The organism is Micromonospora sp. WMMD1155 (assembly GCF_029581275.1).
Taxonomy (GTDB): Bacteria; Actinomycetota; Actinomycetes; order Mycobacteriales; family Micromonosporaceae; genus Micromonospora.
The window spans coordinates 5218964-5234068 of the sequence record NZ_CP120742.1; the positions used below are offsets into that span (position 1 = coordinate 5218964).

Annotated in this window: 16 protein-coding genes; 12 read left to right on the top strand and 4 right to left on the bottom strand. The window is 70.6% G+C overall.

Annotation, left to right across the window (positions count from 1 at the left end):
- Positions 1-504 precede the first annotated feature (504 nt).
- The 7 genes from O7617_RS23935 (at position 505) to O7617_RS23965 (ending at position 7002) form a co-directional block, all read left to right on the top strand.
- On the top strand, positions 505-720 hold the full coding sequence (locus tag O7617_RS23935) for a hypothetical protein (RefSeq protein ID WP_282258273.1): 216 nt from the start codon (positions 505-507) through the stop codon (positions 718-720).
- Between the two features lie 97 nt (positions 721-817).
- On the top strand, positions 818-1645 hold the full coding sequence (locus O7617_RS23940; protein ID WP_282258274.1) for an SDR family NAD(P)-dependent oxidoreductase: 828 nt from the start codon (positions 818-820) through the stop codon (positions 1643-1645).
- A 378-nt stretch (positions 1646-2023) separates the two neighbouring features.
- Positions 2024-2413, top strand: a complete 390-nt coding sequence (locus O7617_RS23945) for a hypothetical protein (protein WP_282258275.1) — start codon at positions 2024-2026, stop codon at positions 2411-2413.
- Positions 2414-2991: 578 nt separating this feature from the next.
- Positions 2992-3789 (top strand): ATP-binding cassette domain-containing protein, encoded by a 798-nt coding sequence (locus O7617_RS23950; RefSeq protein ID WP_282258276.1) that lies wholly within the window; start codon positions 2992-2994, stop codon positions 3787-3789.
- Positions 3789-4550, top strand: a complete 762-nt coding sequence (locus O7617_RS23955) for an ABC transporter permease (RefSeq protein WP_282258277.1) — start codon at positions 3789-3791, stop codon at positions 4548-4550. The genes O7617_RS23950 and O7617_RS23955 overlap by 1 nt, the downstream gene beginning before the upstream one ends.
- A 43-nt stretch (positions 4551-4593) precedes the next feature.
- Positions 4594-5373: a MerR family transcriptional regulator gene (locus O7617_RS23960; protein ID WP_282258278.1), complete on the top strand. Its 780-nt coding sequence runs from the start codon at positions 4594-4596 to the stop codon at positions 5371-5373.
- Positions 5374-5709: 336 nt separating this feature from the next.
- Positions 5710-7002, top strand: coding sequence for a phosphodiester glycosidase family protein (locus O7617_RS23965; RefSeq protein ID WP_282258279.1), 1293 nt, complete (start codon positions 5710-5712; stop codon positions 7000-7002).
- A gap of 442 nt (positions 7003-7444) precedes the next feature.
- Here the strand turns inward: O7617_RS23965 and O7617_RS23970 are convergent, their stop codons facing one another.
- Complete coding sequence (locus O7617_RS23970; protein WP_282258280.1) at positions 7445-8440, bottom strand: DUF418 domain-containing protein; 996 nt, start codon at positions 8438-8440, stop codon at positions 7445-7447.
- Between the two features lie 146 nt (positions 8441-8586).
- Here O7617_RS23970 and O7617_RS23975 point away from each other — a divergent pair, with 146 nt between their 5' ends.
- Together O7617_RS23975 and O7617_RS23980 are read left to right on the top strand one after the other, a co-directional pair.
- On the top strand, positions 8587-9744 hold the full coding sequence (locus O7617_RS23975) for a histidine kinase (protein ID WP_282258281.1): 1158 nt from the start codon (positions 8587-8589) through the stop codon (positions 9742-9744).
- Positions 9741-10379, top strand: a complete 639-nt coding sequence (locus O7617_RS23980; protein WP_282258282.1) for a response regulator transcription factor — start codon at positions 9741-9743, stop codon at positions 10377-10379. The genes O7617_RS23975 and O7617_RS23980 overlap by 4 nt, the downstream gene beginning before the upstream one ends.
- A 66-nt stretch (positions 10380-10445) precedes the next feature.
- Here O7617_RS23980 and O7617_RS23985 read toward each other — a convergent pair whose 3' ends face one another.
- From O7617_RS23985 to O7617_RS23995, 3 genes are all read right to left on the bottom strand, one after another.
- Positions 10446-11069, bottom strand: a complete 624-nt coding sequence (locus O7617_RS23985) for a malonic semialdehyde reductase (RefSeq protein WP_282258283.1) — start codon at positions 11067-11069, stop codon at positions 10446-10448.
- A gap of 207 nt (positions 11070-11276) precedes the next feature.
- Entirely contained in the window at positions 11277-11765 is a 489-nt protein-coding gene (locus tag O7617_RS23990) for a MarR family winged helix-turn-helix transcriptional regulator (RefSeq protein WP_282258284.1), read from the bottom strand.
- A gap of 243 nt (positions 11766-12008) precedes the next feature.
- Positions 12009-12557, bottom strand: a complete 549-nt coding sequence (locus tag O7617_RS23995; RefSeq protein ID WP_282258285.1) for an SDR family NAD(P)-dependent oxidoreductase — start codon at positions 12555-12557, stop codon at positions 12009-12011.
- A gap of 157 nt (positions 12558-12714) precedes the next feature.
- Between O7617_RS23995 and O7617_RS24000 the strand changes: the two genes are divergently transcribed.
- From O7617_RS24000 to O7617_RS24010, 3 genes are all read left to right on the top strand, one after another.
- Positions 12715-13743, top strand: a complete 1029-nt coding sequence (locus O7617_RS24000; RefSeq protein WP_282264857.1) for a sensor histidine kinase — start codon at positions 12715-12717, stop codon at positions 13741-13743.
- On the top strand, positions 13740-14399 hold the full coding sequence (locus tag O7617_RS24005; RefSeq protein ID WP_282258286.1) for a response regulator transcription factor: 660 nt from the start codon (positions 13740-13742) through the stop codon (positions 14397-14399). The genes O7617_RS24000 and O7617_RS24005 overlap by 4 nt, the downstream gene beginning before the upstream one ends.
- Positions 14400-14486: 87 nt before the next feature.
- Entirely contained in the window at positions 14487-15086 is a 600-nt protein-coding gene (locus O7617_RS24010; protein ID WP_282258287.1) for a hypothetical protein, read from the top strand.
- The last annotated feature ends 19 nt before the right edge of the window (positions 15087-15105 follow it).

A 15105-nucleotide genomic window follows, 5' to 3' on the forward strand; every position in this document is an offset into this window, starting at 1 on the left:
GCCTGGGCGGCGTCGTGATTTCGTCACGAGAGCGCCAGGATCTCGCGGACGTCACCGCACGGGCCCGCACAGACCGTGCGGCGTCTGCGGCGAGTTCCATACCGACACCGCGACCGACCTCACGCCTACCGAGAGTCGTGCGGTGCTCTGGGGCGTCGGGCGTGAGGTCGGCGTGAAAACGGGAGCAGCAGGCGTACAAGCCGCGTGAAGATCGTTGCGCCCGACCCTCGGCAGGGCGTCTGCTGGTGCCAGCCGGGGTGGAAGAACCCCGGCCTCATGGAGAAGGACGACGGTGGCCAGGTCGACGTGGCGCATCCCCGCGGGCGTGTACGCGCCTCCACCGGTTCGGTGGGCGGTCGGTGTGGTCCCGGCGGCGGGGCAGGACCGCCCTCCGCATCCCGGTCACGGACGCCGCTGACCCCGTTTTCCCCTCCGTCACGCGGCGGGCCGGTGACCGGTTCGGTCCCGGCCCGCCGCGTGCACCCCATTCCAAGGACGCAGCCCATGTACGACGACACCGTCGCCGGCGCCCTCACTGTCACCGACCCCCGCAGATACGTGGAGGTCACCATGCGCAGCGACGGGAGCCTGAGCGCACTACGGATCGATCCGCACGCCATGTACGACCTGACCGCCCACGAGTTGGCCGACGCGTGCCTCGCCGCGATCGAGCGCGCTGACTCCATGCGCTCGCATCCGGGCCGTACCGGCCGGATCTGAGCGAGGAGCCAGATGTCCCGACGATGCAGCAGCGAGGAGGCCGGCCATGCCGAACGCCCCAGCAGTTGAGCCCCTTACCCGTCCGAGAGGAATTGTCATGCCCGAGACCACCAGGACCGCCCTCGTCACCGGGGCCACCACCGGCATCGGCCGGGAGGTCGCCCGGCGTCTGGCCGTCGACGGCTGGCATGTGCTGCTGCACGGGCGGACCGCTGTCGACGCAAGCGACGCCCTCGACGGCCTCGTTCGGGACGGGACCGACCCGGCACGGGTGAAGACGGTGGTCGCCGACTTCGCCGACCTGGCGACGGTCCGCGACCTGGCCGACGTCGTGTCACGCATCCCCGGCGGACTGGATCTGCTGGTCAACAACGCCGCCCTGGTGGGCGGTGCCCGGCGTGCCGAGACTGTCGACGGCAACGAGATGTCCTGGCAGGTCAACTATGGTGCGCACTATCTGCTGACCCGGCTGCTGACGCCGGCCCTCACCCGTCGCCCCGGCGCCCGGGTGGTGAACCTGTCGTCGAGCCTGCATCGCATGGGCAACCTCGACTGGGCCGACCTCAATCGCACCGCCCGGTACGCGGCGGTGCCCGCCTACGCGCAGAGCAAGCTCGGCATGACCATGCTCGCCACGGGGCTGGCCCGGCACGGCGGTGTGGACCTGACAGCCGTCAGTGTCCACCCCGGCGTGGTCCGCACCCGACTGATGTCGACGTACAGCCGCAGCGGCGCGCCGGTGGCCGACGGGGCCGACGCGGTGTTGCACGCGGTGTACATGGAGAGTCCCGTGAACGGCGGCTACTACGAGGGCAGCCTGCCCGCAGTGCCGGCGCCGCTCGCCGCCAACCCGTCAGCGGTGCAGCGGCTGTGGCGGCTGACCGGGCGGTCGCTCGACCTGGAGGTGTCCAGCCGTGCGGCGTGAACCGGATCGCGTCCCCGAAGGTCGATGCGGATGCGTGGTGCCGGCGCGAACGGCGTGCTCGGCAGCACATCCGGGCGCACCACGGCGTCGCAGGCGCACGCCTGGCCGGAGCCGGCCGTGACCCGGATGCCGTTCAGCGCTCCGTACCCGCCGGTCGAACACGTGCTTTCCCGGGAACCGCGGACGGGTCCGACTCGGCCTGGCTCCCGGGCGACCCTGCCGGTCGGGTCCGCGCCGAACCGGGGCGGGCTCGTGGCCGGTGGCTGGGGTGGGCCTGCCGGCCGGGAGTGGAGGGGTGGAGTTGCCGGCGGTTGGCCAGCACTCGTCCCGGTCCTTGCGGTCCCGGCATTGCTGGCGGGTGCCGTGGGCTGCACGTCGATGGCCGCGACGTCGGAGCCTGCCGTCGGTGTGACGGCGGTGGCGGCGGCCGTCGTCCTGCTGGCCGCCGCCGGTGTCGCCGGCCTGTGGGCGCTGGCGATGGCGCGACTGTCCGTGCACGTCAACACCTACCAGGTGGCGGTCCGGCACCCTCTGCTGCCGGGTCCCAGCGCGACGGTGCCGCTGCGCCAGATTCGTCGGATGTCCGTTGTCCACGGGTCGGCCCGGCCGTGGACCGTCTGGTGGTGCCCGTGGCCGGGCGGCTGGGGGCGGGCGGCGGTGATCCGCACCGGACCCGCGCTCCGGCTGGAGCTAACCTCCGGCCGCGCCTTCGTGGTCAGCGTCGACGAACCGGAGGGGGCGGTGCGGGCCTTCCGTAGGCTTCGCTGACCACCGCTGCCCATCGGGTTCGACGAACCGACCAGTCGACGGCGCGACGCTCGGACAGAGCGTCGCGCCGTCGCACGTCTGGCCGCGTCGCGGTCCTCGGCGAGGCCGGCCCGGGACCGCGGCGGGGTCCGTGCGCCGCTCACGCGCCACCCGGGCGACCCGGATCTGCGGGTACGCCGGGAGCGTGCGGGGTCGAGCCAGGGCAGGGGACCTCAGGGCAGGGACTCCTCGCGGTAACGCGCGTCTTCCAGATCGAGTTGGCGCTGGACCTCTCGGCGGGTCGCCTCGCTGGACACCCCGGCCCCGTGCAGTCGCTCAAGCTCGGCGCGCTGGGCGCGGACCACCGCCCGGCGTAGTCGGCGGTGGTCGGCCCCGACCCCGTCGGCCGCGCCCGAGACCTCCTGCGCGAGTTCGGCCCGGGCGCGCAGGCTGCCGCCCCGGCTGCTCCTGCTGCGCGGCGGACGCGACCTGACCCGCGTCCCGCCAAAGCCCTCGGACGCGCATCACGGTGGAGACCGACAGAATCCCGCGTCGTGGGCTTGACCCTGACGCTGCGTCAACCCTTCATCCTGGCTGCCATGAGCAATTCGCCAACAACAACTCAGGTCGAGCAACCCCCCGCGATCCGCGTGCACGGCCTGGAGAAGTCGTTCAAGCAGGTGACGGTCCTGCGCGGCGTGGACCTCGACGTGGCGCGGGGCAGCATTTTCGCCCTACTCGGCTCGAACGGCGCCGGTAAGACAACCGTGGTGAAGATCCTCTCCACGCTGCTCAAGGCCGACGCGGGGACCGCCCGGGTCAACGGCTTCGACGTCGGAACCCAGGCTGCTGAGGTACGCGAGTCGATCAGCCTCACCGGGCAGTTCGCGGCGGTCGACGAGATCCTCACCGGGCGGGAGAACCTCATCCTGGTCGCCAAGCTCAGGCACCTCAACGGCCCGGACGCGATCGCGGACGACCTGTTGCGGCGCTTCTCGCTGGCCGAGGCGGGCAGCCGGCGGGTGGCGACGTACTCCGGTGGCATGCGGCGTCGTCTGGACATCGCGATGAGCCTCATCGGTAGCCCGCCGGTGATCTTTCTTGACGAGCCGACGACCGGGCTGGACCCGGAGGCACGCATCGAGGTGTGGCAGGCCGTCAAGGAACTCGCCAAGGGCGGAACCACGGTGCTGCTCACCACCCAGTACCTCGACGAGGCTGAGCACCTCGCCGATCGGATCGCGATCCTGCACGAGGGCCGGATCATCGTGAACGGCACCCTCGACGAGCTCAAGCAACTCCTCCCAGCCGCCAAGATCGAGTACGTCGAGAAGCAGCCCAGCCTCGAGGACGTCTTCCTCACCCTCGTCGGCGCCCGAACGAACAAGGAACAGTGATGAACAAGCACTTCATCGGCGACACCGTGGTTCTCCTGGGACGCTCGCTGCGCCACATCGCCCGCAGCCCGGACACCATCATCACCACCGCGATCATGCCGATCGCGTTCCTGCTGCTCTTCGTCTACGTGTTCGGCGGCGCGATCGAGACCGGCTCCGACTCGTACGTCAACTACCTGCTGCCCGGCATCCTGATCATCACGATCGCCTCGGGCATCTCCTACACGGCGTTCCGGCTCTTCATGGACATGAAAGGCGGCATCTTCGAACGCTTCCAGTCCATGCCGATCGCCCGCTCGTCGGTGTTGTGGGCGCACGTGCTGACCTCGTTGGTCGCCAACCTGATCTCGCTCGCCGTCGTCATCGGTGTCGGCCTGATCATGGGCTTCCGCACGGGGGCGAACGTGGGGGAGTGGCTCGCGGTCGGCGGCATCCTGGTCCTGCTGACCCTGGCCCTGACCTGGGTCGCGGTGATTCCCGGCCTGACCGCGAAGACGCCGGACGGCGCGGGCGCGTTCTCCTATCCGCTCATCTTCCTGCCGTTCGTCAGCTCCGCCTTCGTCCCCACCGAGTCGATGCCCGGTCCGGTACGCGCCTTCGCCGAGCACCAGCCGGTGACCTCCATCGTCAACGCGATCCGGGACCTGTTCACCCAACAGCCGGTCGGCGCCGACATCTGGATCGCCCTCGCCTGGTGCGCAGGCATCCTCGTCGTCGCCTATCTGTTCGCCAACCTCACCTATCGGCGCAAGATCTCCTGACGATGCCGACCAGGGCCGCACCACCTGCGGGCAGGATCAGAGAATGCTGACGATCGGTCAACTGGCCGCCTATGCCGGTGTCACGGTGCGGGCGGTCCGGCACTACCACCAGATCGGGCTGCTGCCGGAGCCGGAGCGCGACGCGTCCGGCTACCGGCGGTACGGGGCGACGGCAGTCGTATCGCTCATCAAGATCCGCACGCTCGCCGACGCCGGCGTGCCGCTGTCGCAGATCGGTCGGATGCTCGAAGCCGACCCAGCGGCCTTCGCCGAGGCGATCCGGACCATCGACGACCAGCTGCGCGCGGAGATCCAACGGCTGGAGGCCAGTCGCACACACATCGCGCAGCTGACCGCCGGTCACGGCCTGGCGCTTCCACCGGAGGTGGTCGCATATCTCGATCGGCTGCGGAGCATCGGAGCGTCGCAGCGGATGGTGGAGGCCGAACGGGACGGCTGGATTCTGGTCGCGGCGCGCTGGCCCGACCGCATCGTCGAGTGGATGCCCGGCAAGATCGCCGCTCTCGACGATCCCACCGTCGTCCGGCTCTACCGGGTGCTCTCGGAGATCTTCGACGGGAACGAGGAGGACGACCCGCGGCTGGCGGAGGCCGCCGACATCATGGCCTGCCTGGCGGAGCAGGCGTACGCCGCCGGGGAGGTCACTTCCGAGGGGGAGGACGACGACCATCTCCCGCACGATCTGATCGATGCGCTCGCCGTCGAGTCCGACCCACGGGTACGGCGGCTGCGGGAGCTGCTGCGCGAGCGCGGCTGGTCCGGTTGGAACCGGATGCAGCGGCTGGCCGAGCCATCCGACTGACCTGCCGGCACCATCGCGTACCCCGGTTCCGCACCGTCTACGACACCAGTGACGCGGTCGATTTGGGGCCCTCAACCTGTGCGTGTGCGGCGCGAATGAGCTACCAGGAGGTCTGCTGGTCCCGCTCACCGGACACCTCGAGCCGGGTGACGCGTGGAGCCTCTAGCTAGAGGGTCGTGGGAGCTAGCGGGCTGGCACCACGCTTCCCGCCCATGACCGGACAGTGCGTGTGCTCGGGACCTAGGCCGAGCGCGACGTGTCCCTGGTAACCGACAGTTTGCTCGCCTTTCAGGATCGATGGGCCAACCGGTTCATTCCGCCACCGATGATGCGATCATGACCATTCACACCTCGTTCGTCCCCCGACTCCGGCGAGTCGGGGCCGTCGCCGCCGTCGTCACGGCGGTGCTCGGGTTCGGCGTCGCGCCCGCGGCACATGCCGCACCCGACGCCGCTAGCCTGCCCCTCGGCGACGCCGACCTCGCGGAGAGCCGGAGTAGCCAGGCACTCACCCGCGGCGTCACCCTGACCAGGATCGTCCGCGGCACCGAGCCGGCACCGAGCGACCAGATCACCACCACCACCCGTGGGCCGTGGGTGGTCAACGTCCTGACGATCGACCCGTCGACGAGCCGCGGACACCTGGCGGCCACCTACGGCCCGGACCTGGCCAACGTGGAGAAGACCACCGACCTCGTCCGCTCCGCCGGTGCCCTGGCCGGAGTCAATGCCTCCTTCTTCACGTTCACCGGTAGCGCCCAGTACCCCGGCGACCCGGTGGGTTTGGGAGTGTTCGGCGGTAAGCTGCTCAGCGAACCCACCGGTGAGCCGGCTGAGGCCAATCTGGTGGTGGACGCCAGAAGTAACAAGGTCCTGATGGGTCACCTTCATTGGACCGGCAGCATCCAGAACACGCGGACGAAGGTCACCCTCCCGCTGGAGTTCATCAACCACCCTCCGGTCGTTCCGGCTGGCTGCGCCGAGCTGGCCCAGCAGACGCAATGCACCCTGGCCGGTGACGTGGCTCGGTTCACGCCGGAGTTCGCCGACGCCACGCCGTCCGGCGCCGGGGTCGAGGTGGTTCTCGACGGACAGGGCTGCGTCGTGCGGACCGCGACGACCCGGGGAACGACGCTGACTGCGGATCAGACGTCCCTGCAGGCGACGGGTCGCGACAGTGTGGCACTGCTCTCCGTGGCGAAGGGCTGCGTCAAGCAGACGACCACCGTGCTGGACGAGTCGGGTAAGAAGCTTCCGCTGCGTGCGGGGACGTTCGGGGTGACCGGACGCTACCGGCTCCTGGCTGACGGGCAGGTCGTGGTGCCGGCCGGTTCGCCCTCGGACAGCTTCTTCGCGCGCAACCCGCGTACCATCGCCGGCACGACCGTCGACGGCAAGATCGTGCTCGCGACGATCGACGGCCGCATGACGACCAGCGTCGGCACCACGATGGACGAGACCGCCGCCGTCGCTGCCGCGCTCGGCCTGCACGACGCGATCAACCTCGACGGTGGCGGGTCGACCACCATGTCGGTCGAGGGGACGCTGGTCAACCAGCCCAGTGGTGGCACCGAGCGGGCCGTCGGCGACGCGCTCGTCTTTGTGGACAGCCGGTTCACCGGCCGCTGATCCCGCACACCGCGACGACCGGCCCGGGCTTTGCTGGCCCGGGTCGGTCGTTCTCCTGTCGGCGCTCGTGCCGCCGTCGACCGGCGCGCTGCCCTCTTCGTTTGCGCAGTGCGTCCGGTCGGGTGGCAGCTCGAATGAAGGACAATGCGGCAGCGTTGGCCAGCAGGCAGCGAGCAGAGCCACTTTGGGGCCGACCACGACCGGTCCGGAACGCTGGTCGTGGCCGTCAGGAGCCCTGCGAGGTCGGCATCGCCGGCAGCGGAGGACCCGTTCCACGGCTGTGACATACCGGTCGACGCGGGTACCGCTCGGGCTCGGGCGATGGTGCCGACGTCGTCGCCACCATCGCGGCACCGATCCCGACAGGGGCGATGCGTTGGGCGGGTACGCCGTCCGGATCGCACAAACAACCCGCCCAGCCGCACCGTGGCAGGTTCGTCCATCAGGCGCGGCGGATCGGCACCCGCTGCCACCAGGTGAGGCACCGCCAGAGCCATTCGAGCGGACCGTAGAGGAAGGAACGCAGCCACAGCACGCTGAAGATCGCCTGCACTACCCCGATCGCCAGGCCGAGTGCGACCACGGCGCCGTACGGAGGCCGGGATCCGATGTCGAGCAGCACGTCACCGGCCACGATCAGGAACGACGCGGCGACGTAGTTGGTGAGCGCCACCCGACCGAGCGGGGACAGCAGCGCGCCGAGCGGCCGTCGCAGGGCGGTTCGCATCAGCAGCAGGAACCCGACGGTGAAGAGGAAGGCGAACGCGAGACCGGCCGGCAGGATCCGGTAGTTGGCGGTCGCACCGACGCCGGCCCGGAACTGCAACCAGCCCATCACCGCGGCGACCGGCACCGCGACGGCGAGGGCGACGGCGAGTTGCCGGCCGCGCGACGGCAGCGTGTCCGGGATGCCGTACTCCGCGATCGCCAGGCCGAGCAGGAAAAGGCCCGGGATGATGAAGACACCGTTGAAGGTCAGCGCGGCGGCGAGGGTCGACACGATGCCCAGCCCGAGCGCCCAGCGGCGGGACAGGTACGACGCCGGCAGGAGCACGACCAGCCCGAACGCGGCGTAGAACTTCAACACCTCGCCGGGCTGGATCAGGGTGTGCAGCGCGCCGAAGAGACCCAGCCAGAGCAGCCGGCGCAGCAGCACCAGCCGGGGGCGGTCGGTGCGCCGGGCCGCCGTACGCAGGAAGAGCGAGAAACTGATCCCGAAGAGCAGCGAGAAGATGGGAAACGGTCGCTGCACGAAGAGCAGCTCCCAGACGTACGCGCCGACGTGCTCGTCGGCCGGTCCGGAAACCCGGGTCAGGTGGGTCATCTGGACGATGTTGAACATGACGATGCCGAGGAGCGCGAGCCCACGCAGCGCGTCAAGTTCGTCGATGCGGTGGGACCCGGCCGGTTGCGCCACCGGATCAATCGAATGTGCCATCCGGCAATGCCACCGCAGTCGTACCCGGTCGAGGCAGGCCCGGAGGTCGCCTCCGCAACCTACCTTCGTCGCGTCCCCCGGTCCCTTCGTCGCTACCCGTGTTGCTCGCCGCGCCGATCCCGGCCGGCCCGGCTAACCTGCAACGCATGAGCGCGGTGGACCGCCGAAGGGTGCCGCCACTCGTCGTCGACGTGCTGCTGGTCGTCGTCGCGGCGGCGGCCGGCGTGGCCCGTGAGGTCGCTTTCCCGAGCGCCGGGTCGAGGCATCTCCCGGCCCCTGTCTGGGTCTACGCGGCGGTGCAGGTCGTCGCGGCGGTCACCCTGTTGCTGCGCCGGCGTCGGCCGTACCCGATGGCCCTGGTCATCGCCGGCGTCAGCCTGCTGGTGCCGGCGTCGGCGGTCTTCCTCGCGCCGTACGCGGTGATCGTCTACGGTCATGACCGCCGGCGGTCCTGGGCGGTGATCGCGACGCTCGGGGTGTGCTGGCTGCTCGGCGCGCGGCTCTGGACGGTCGACGACCCGTTCAGCGGGCCCGGACTGTTGGCCATCTCGGCCCTGCTCGGCCTCTACGTGAGTGCCCGCCGGAGGCTCGTCGCGGAGCTGCTCGACCGTGCCGAACGCGCTGAGCAGGAGCGGCTGCTCCTCGCCGAGCAGGCCCGCATCGACGAGCGGCTGCGGATCGCCGGCGAGATGCACGATGTGGTGACTCACCGGATCAACCTCATGGTGCTGCACGCCGGGGCGCTGGGCACCAGCACCACGGACCCCGCCGTTCGCAGCGCCGCCGAGGAGCTGCGGACGACGGGCTGCCAGGCGCTGGCCGAGCTGCGCGACCTGCTCGGCGTGCTGCGGCACGGCGACCAGTCGACGACCCGCGCCGCAGCGCAGGAGCCGTCTGCGGAGGGCGACCTGAACGATCTCGTGACCGACTCGCGCGCGGTCGGTCTGACGGTCCGTCTCGACGAGGAGGGTGACCGGTCGGCGCTGGCACCGGCCATGCGGCGCACCCTCTTCCGGGTGGTGCAGGAATCCCTGACCAACGTGCACAAGCACGCTCCAGGCTCGCAGGTGACAGTGACGGTCCGGTACCAGCCGGATCTGGTCCGCGCGACAGTGACGAACGACCGGCCCGACCGTGCCCCCGACCCGGACCTCGCCGCCGCCGGCGAGGGTGCCGGCCTGGCCGGCCTGCGGAGTCGGGTCGACGTGCTGGGCGGCACCCTGACCGCGGCGGCGACCCCGGAGGGCGGCTTCGCGGTGCGGGCGACCCTGCCCGGGTACGTGCCGACGAGCGTGCCGCGATGATCCGGGTCCTGCTCGTCGACGACGAACGGATGGTCTGCGCCTACCTGCGGACGATTCTCGAAGCAGCACCGGACGTCGAGGTCGTCGGCGAGGCGTACGACGGGGCGGAGGCCGTGGAGGCGGTGACCCGCTACCGGCCGGACCTGGTCCTGATGGACCTGCGGATGCCGGGCGTCGACGGGCTCACCGCCATCGAGCACCTCACCCGGTCCTCGGCGCCACCGAGGATCGTCGCGCTGACGACGTTCGACCTCGACGAGTACGTGCTGCGGGCGATGCGGGCGGGTGCCGTCGGTTTCCTGCTCAAGTCCACGGCGCCGGAGGACCTCGTCATCCTGGTGCGGGTCGCCGCCGCCGGGCACACGGTGCTGTCCCCGACGGCGACCCAGCGGCTGGTGTCGAATCGGCACGACGGGGAGCGGGTGCGGGAACTGGTCGCCGCGCTCACCCCCCGGGAGGTCGAGGTCCTCGGCTGTCTCGGCGCCGGCCGCTCCAACCAGCAGATCGCCCGACGACTGTGCCTGTCCGAGGCGACGGTCAAGGGGTACGTTTCCCGACTGTTGGAGAAGCTCGGCTGCGACAACCGGACCCAGGCGGGTCTGTTGGCGCACCGGGCCGGTATCCCGGCGAACTGAATGCACCCGACGCACCGGTCACCGATCGAGTCTCGGCAACCGGTGCGAGGCGTGGGCGAGCGCCGCTCAGGCCCATCGCACCACGTCCGCGTGGTCCAGCCGCGGCAGGCGCGCGTACCAGGGGTCCTTGCCGGGGTGGCCGATGTTGACCACCAGGATCGACCGGAACCGGCCGCCGGGGAAGAATTCGGCGTCGATCCCGGCGGCGTCGAAGCCGCCCATCGGTCCAGCGGCCAGGCCCCGGGCGCGGACGGCGAGGATGAAGTAGCCGGCCTGCAAGGTGGCGTTGAACGTCGCGGTGTCCTGCCGCTTGGTGTCGTCCGCGTCGAAGACGTCCTTCAGCTGCGGCTTGTACGGCAGGACGGCGGGGATGTGCTCGTGGAACCGGGTGTCTCGGGCGAGCACGGCCACTCCCGGAGCTGAGAGCGTCTTGGCGCGGTTGCCCTCGTTCATGTGCTTCACGAGGCGCTCGCGGCTGTCGCCCTGACGTAGGTAGAGCACCCGCAGCGGTTGGGTGTTGGCCGAGGTCGGCGCCCAGCGCGCCAGCTCCCAGATCTCTGTCAACTCGGCGTCGGTCACCGGAGTGTCCGCGAACGTGTTGGCGGTGCGAGCCTCGGTGAACAGGATCTCCAATGCCCGCTGGTCGAGCCGGTCGAGCCGCCGGTTGTCGTTCGAGCCGGTCTGCGTCATGTCAGCCTCCGTTTGGTTAACGTGTCAACCACACTGTAGGTCGAGACTGGTTAACACATCAACCATCTGCCGTCACCTCGGCCTGTGAGCCGCGCCTCCATCGGGGTCGGGAGCGGCTGTCGAACCGCGCCCGGTGGGGTGCGACGACCGGGTATGCGGAAAGCCGGCCCCGACTTCGCTCGGGGCCGGCTTCTCGGTCCGGGGTCTCTAGTTTTCGGTCGTCGGGCGGGTTGCCTGCTCCAATGCCGTCAGTCGGGCCCGAATCTTGTCGGTGATCGTGGCAAGAGTGCGCACTTCGTCCGGCGAGAGTTGGTCGATGACGGCGTCCCGTGCGTCGGAGACGTGTTGGCGCGCCGCGACGGAGATCAATTCGGTGCCCTCGGGGGTGATCGCGACGACCGCACCGCGTTGATCGGTCTGTGCGCGCTCCCTGGTGACCAGGCCGCGTCCCTGCATGCGGGTGAGGTGCTGGGAGAGTCGGCTCTTCTCCCAGTGCAGCAGATCTCCGAGTTCGAAGGATCGCAGCCGCCCCTGCGGAGCCTCCGACAGGTGGGCCAACACTTGGTAGTCGGCGTGGGAGAGGCCGCAGCGCGTGCGCAGTTGCCGGTCGATGAAGGCGGACAGGGCGTGCTCCACGTCCATCAGGCCGCGCCAGGCCCGCTGCTCCCGGTTGCTCAACCATCGCGGCTCCGTCATGTACGCCACCCTATCGCTGGTTGACGTGTTAACTAGATGCGACCTCGATTCCGGTTCACGCGTTAACTTGATGGCGCAATCGTGGACCGTGCGATCAGTGGCCGGGTCATTGACGCCCTCCTGAGGATCTCGCCCGGATCAGCTTTCTGCACGAGGTCGAGACGCCGGACGCCGAGTGGTTCGGGTTGGCGATCGAACACCACGCCGACTGCGGTTCGGGCTTCTTCCCCGTTGTTGCGTGGGTCACCAGGGGATGACGCCCCGGGCGTCGAAGAATCCGCCGCTGGGACCGTCTGGTCCGATCTGGGCCATCCGTACGATGATTTCGGCGCCCTGCTCGATGGTCTGGTGGCCGGCGTGGAAGTTGAGGTCGGTGGCGGTGAAGCCGGGGTCCACGGCGTTGATCCGGATGCCCGGGTACGCCTTGGCGTATTGGACGGTCAGCATGCTGACGGCTGCCTTGGATGCGGGATAGGTGATGTCGGGATAGAAGTGGGCCGGGCTTTCGGGGTTGCTGAGTTCGCGCATCAGTGACGCGCCGCTGCCGACGTTGACCACGGCCGGCGCGGCGGAGCGCTGCAGCAGGGGGAGGAACGCGTGCAGCATCCGGATGGGCCCGAACACGTTGGTGTCGAACACCCGCAGAGCGAGGTCGGCGGTCACTTCGGCGGCCGGGATGAAGCCGCCGTCGGCCTGGCGTGGTTCGATGCCGGAGGTCTGGCCCGTTGAGGACGTGCGACCCGCCCAGCAGGGTGACCCGCGAGCGCCACCGGCCACCGGTGGCGCTCGCACCGTCCGCTCAGATGACCGGCCAGCGGTCACACCACGTCGCCACGCCACGGATCGACCGGACCCTGCGGCTGTCCCTGCATCGCGCGGCGAAGCGTCACCGGCATGCGCGGGGCCATGGTTCAGATCGGCGGGTGCGCGTTACGGTCAGCGGGTGGCGATGCTGGTCGTGGTGGCGGCTGTGGTCGTCGGCGGTGCGCAGGCCGCCGGCGGTGACCCGTCCGCTCCGGGCTGGGTCCCCGGTGCCGCGATACTCCTCGCCGCCACGGGCACGCTGTACTGGCGTCGCAGCCGACCGGCATTCGTGCTCGCTATCACCGCCACCGCCGCGACCACCTACTACGTACTCGGTTACCCCCTGGGCCCGGAGCCCGTGCCGTTCGTCGTGGCGCTCTACGGGGCGGCCGCAGCCAACCGGCGGACGATCGCGCTCGCTGCGGTTCCCCTCGCGATCGGGGTGGTGCTGACCGCCGATGTCGCCGCCGGCCGGGCACCGGAGGGTGAGGACCTGGTGGCGGTCACGGCCGTCCTGGTCGCCGCGGTCGGGCTCGGTGAGCTGGCTCGGTCGCGCCGCGCGCAGCGGCACGCGTACGCCGAGCGCGCCGTAGCCCAGGAGCGCCTGCGGATAGCCCGGGACCTGCACGACACGCTGGCGCATCAACTGACCGCGATCCGCGTCCAGGCGGGGGCGGCCCTGCGCAAGCGCGACAGCCGACCGGACATCGCGTATCCCGCCCTGGAGTCGGTTCGCGAGGTGGCCGGGGACGCGCTGCGGGACATCAGGGCTGTGCTGGGTGCCATCCGCGTCGACACCGCCGATCCCCAGGAGGCGATCCGCGCGTTGGGTGCTCGGACCGGGCTCACGGTGACGATGACGGTGTCCGGCGCGACCGCCGCGCTGCCGCCCGACGTGGACGCCGCGGCGTACCGGATCGCGCAGGAGGCACTCACCAACGTCCGCCGGCACGCGGACGTGACGGAGGCTGAGGTCCGGCTGCGGTATCTGCCCCGCCATCTCGAAATCGAGGTGCTCGACCGGGGCGGCGGCGCAGCAGGCAGCGAGGGTCGGCCCTCCGGCGGGCACGGAATCGCTGGAATGCGGGAACGCGCGACGGTGCTCGGTGGACGATTCAGCGCCGGGCGGCGTCCTGGTGGTGGGTTCCGGGTCTGGGCGATGCTTCCCCGATGACCAGCATCGTCATCGCCGACGACCACCAATTGGTCCGGTCCGGGCTGCGGGTCGTCCTCGACGAGCCGGACCTGACGGTGGTCGCGGAGGCCGCCACCGGCGTCGAGGCGGTGCGGTTGGCCCGTCAACACCGGCCCGACCTGGTGCTGATGGACATCCGTATGCCCGAGCTGGACGGCTTGGAGGCGACCCGGCAGATCCTCGCCGACCCGGTGACGGCCGGCGTCCGGGTGGTCGTCCTGACCACGTACGACCTGGACGAGTACGTGTTCCGGGCGTTGCGCCTGGGCGCCAGTGGCTTCGCCCTGAAGGACCTCGACCCGGATCAGCTCGTCGACGGTCTGCGCGCTGTCGGTCGCGGCGACGGCATGCTGGCACCCGCCGTCACCCGCCGGCTCATCGCCGCCTTCGCCCGCTCGCCGTCACCCGAGGGCGGGCGCCTCGACCTGGCCCGACTGACGACGCGGGAGCGGCAGGTGTTCGACCTGGTGGTCGCGGGCCGTGACAACGGCGACATCGCCGACGCGTTGGGAATCACCCCGGCCACGGCCCGCACCCACATCAGCCGGCTGTTGGCCAAGGTCGGCGCGCGGGACCGCGTCAACCTCGTGATCATGGCGTACGAGTCAGGGTTGGTGCTGCCGGGCATCGGGTGAAACTCCGGGGCGGGCGCAACATCCGCGTACACCGGGATCCGACCCGGGACCGATTCGGCCGGCCCGACCGGCGCACAGGATCGGGCCATGGACATCGCCTACCGCATCGCACTCGTGCTGGGACCCACCGGTTCGGCGCTCGCCACCTACCTCTGGACCGACGGCCGCTACGGCGCCACCGGCGGAGCGGTCCTCGTGCTCGCCATGGTGGTCTGGACCTACGGACTCATCGGCCTGCTCGACGCGGTCCGGCCGCGCGCGCCCCGGTACGCCGCCGTCGCGCTGCCGGTTTTCCTGTATGGCGCGATGGGTGGCGCGGCGTTCGGTTTCCAGGGCGTCTTCGAGGACATCTTCGACCAGTCCGCCGATGCGTCCCTCGCCGCGCTCGCCGCGCACCCGTTCGCCGCGAACCTGCTGCTGTGGATACCCGGCCCGGTGATGCCGCTGAGCCTGTTCGCTCTCGGCATCGCGCTCGCCCGCACCCACCTCGTACCCCGGTGGCCGGCGGCCCTGCTGTGCGCCGGCGCACTCGCCTTCCCGCTCAGCCGCATTCCCCGCATCGACACGGTCGCCTATCTGGCCGACGCCCTGCTCATCGTCTCGTTCGCCGCGATCGCCTGGTTGTTGCCGCCTGAACGGCATCCGACGTCGCACGTGGGGCCGCGTCGCAGTCACGGGCGAGGCTGACCCGGGACCGCGGCGAGGT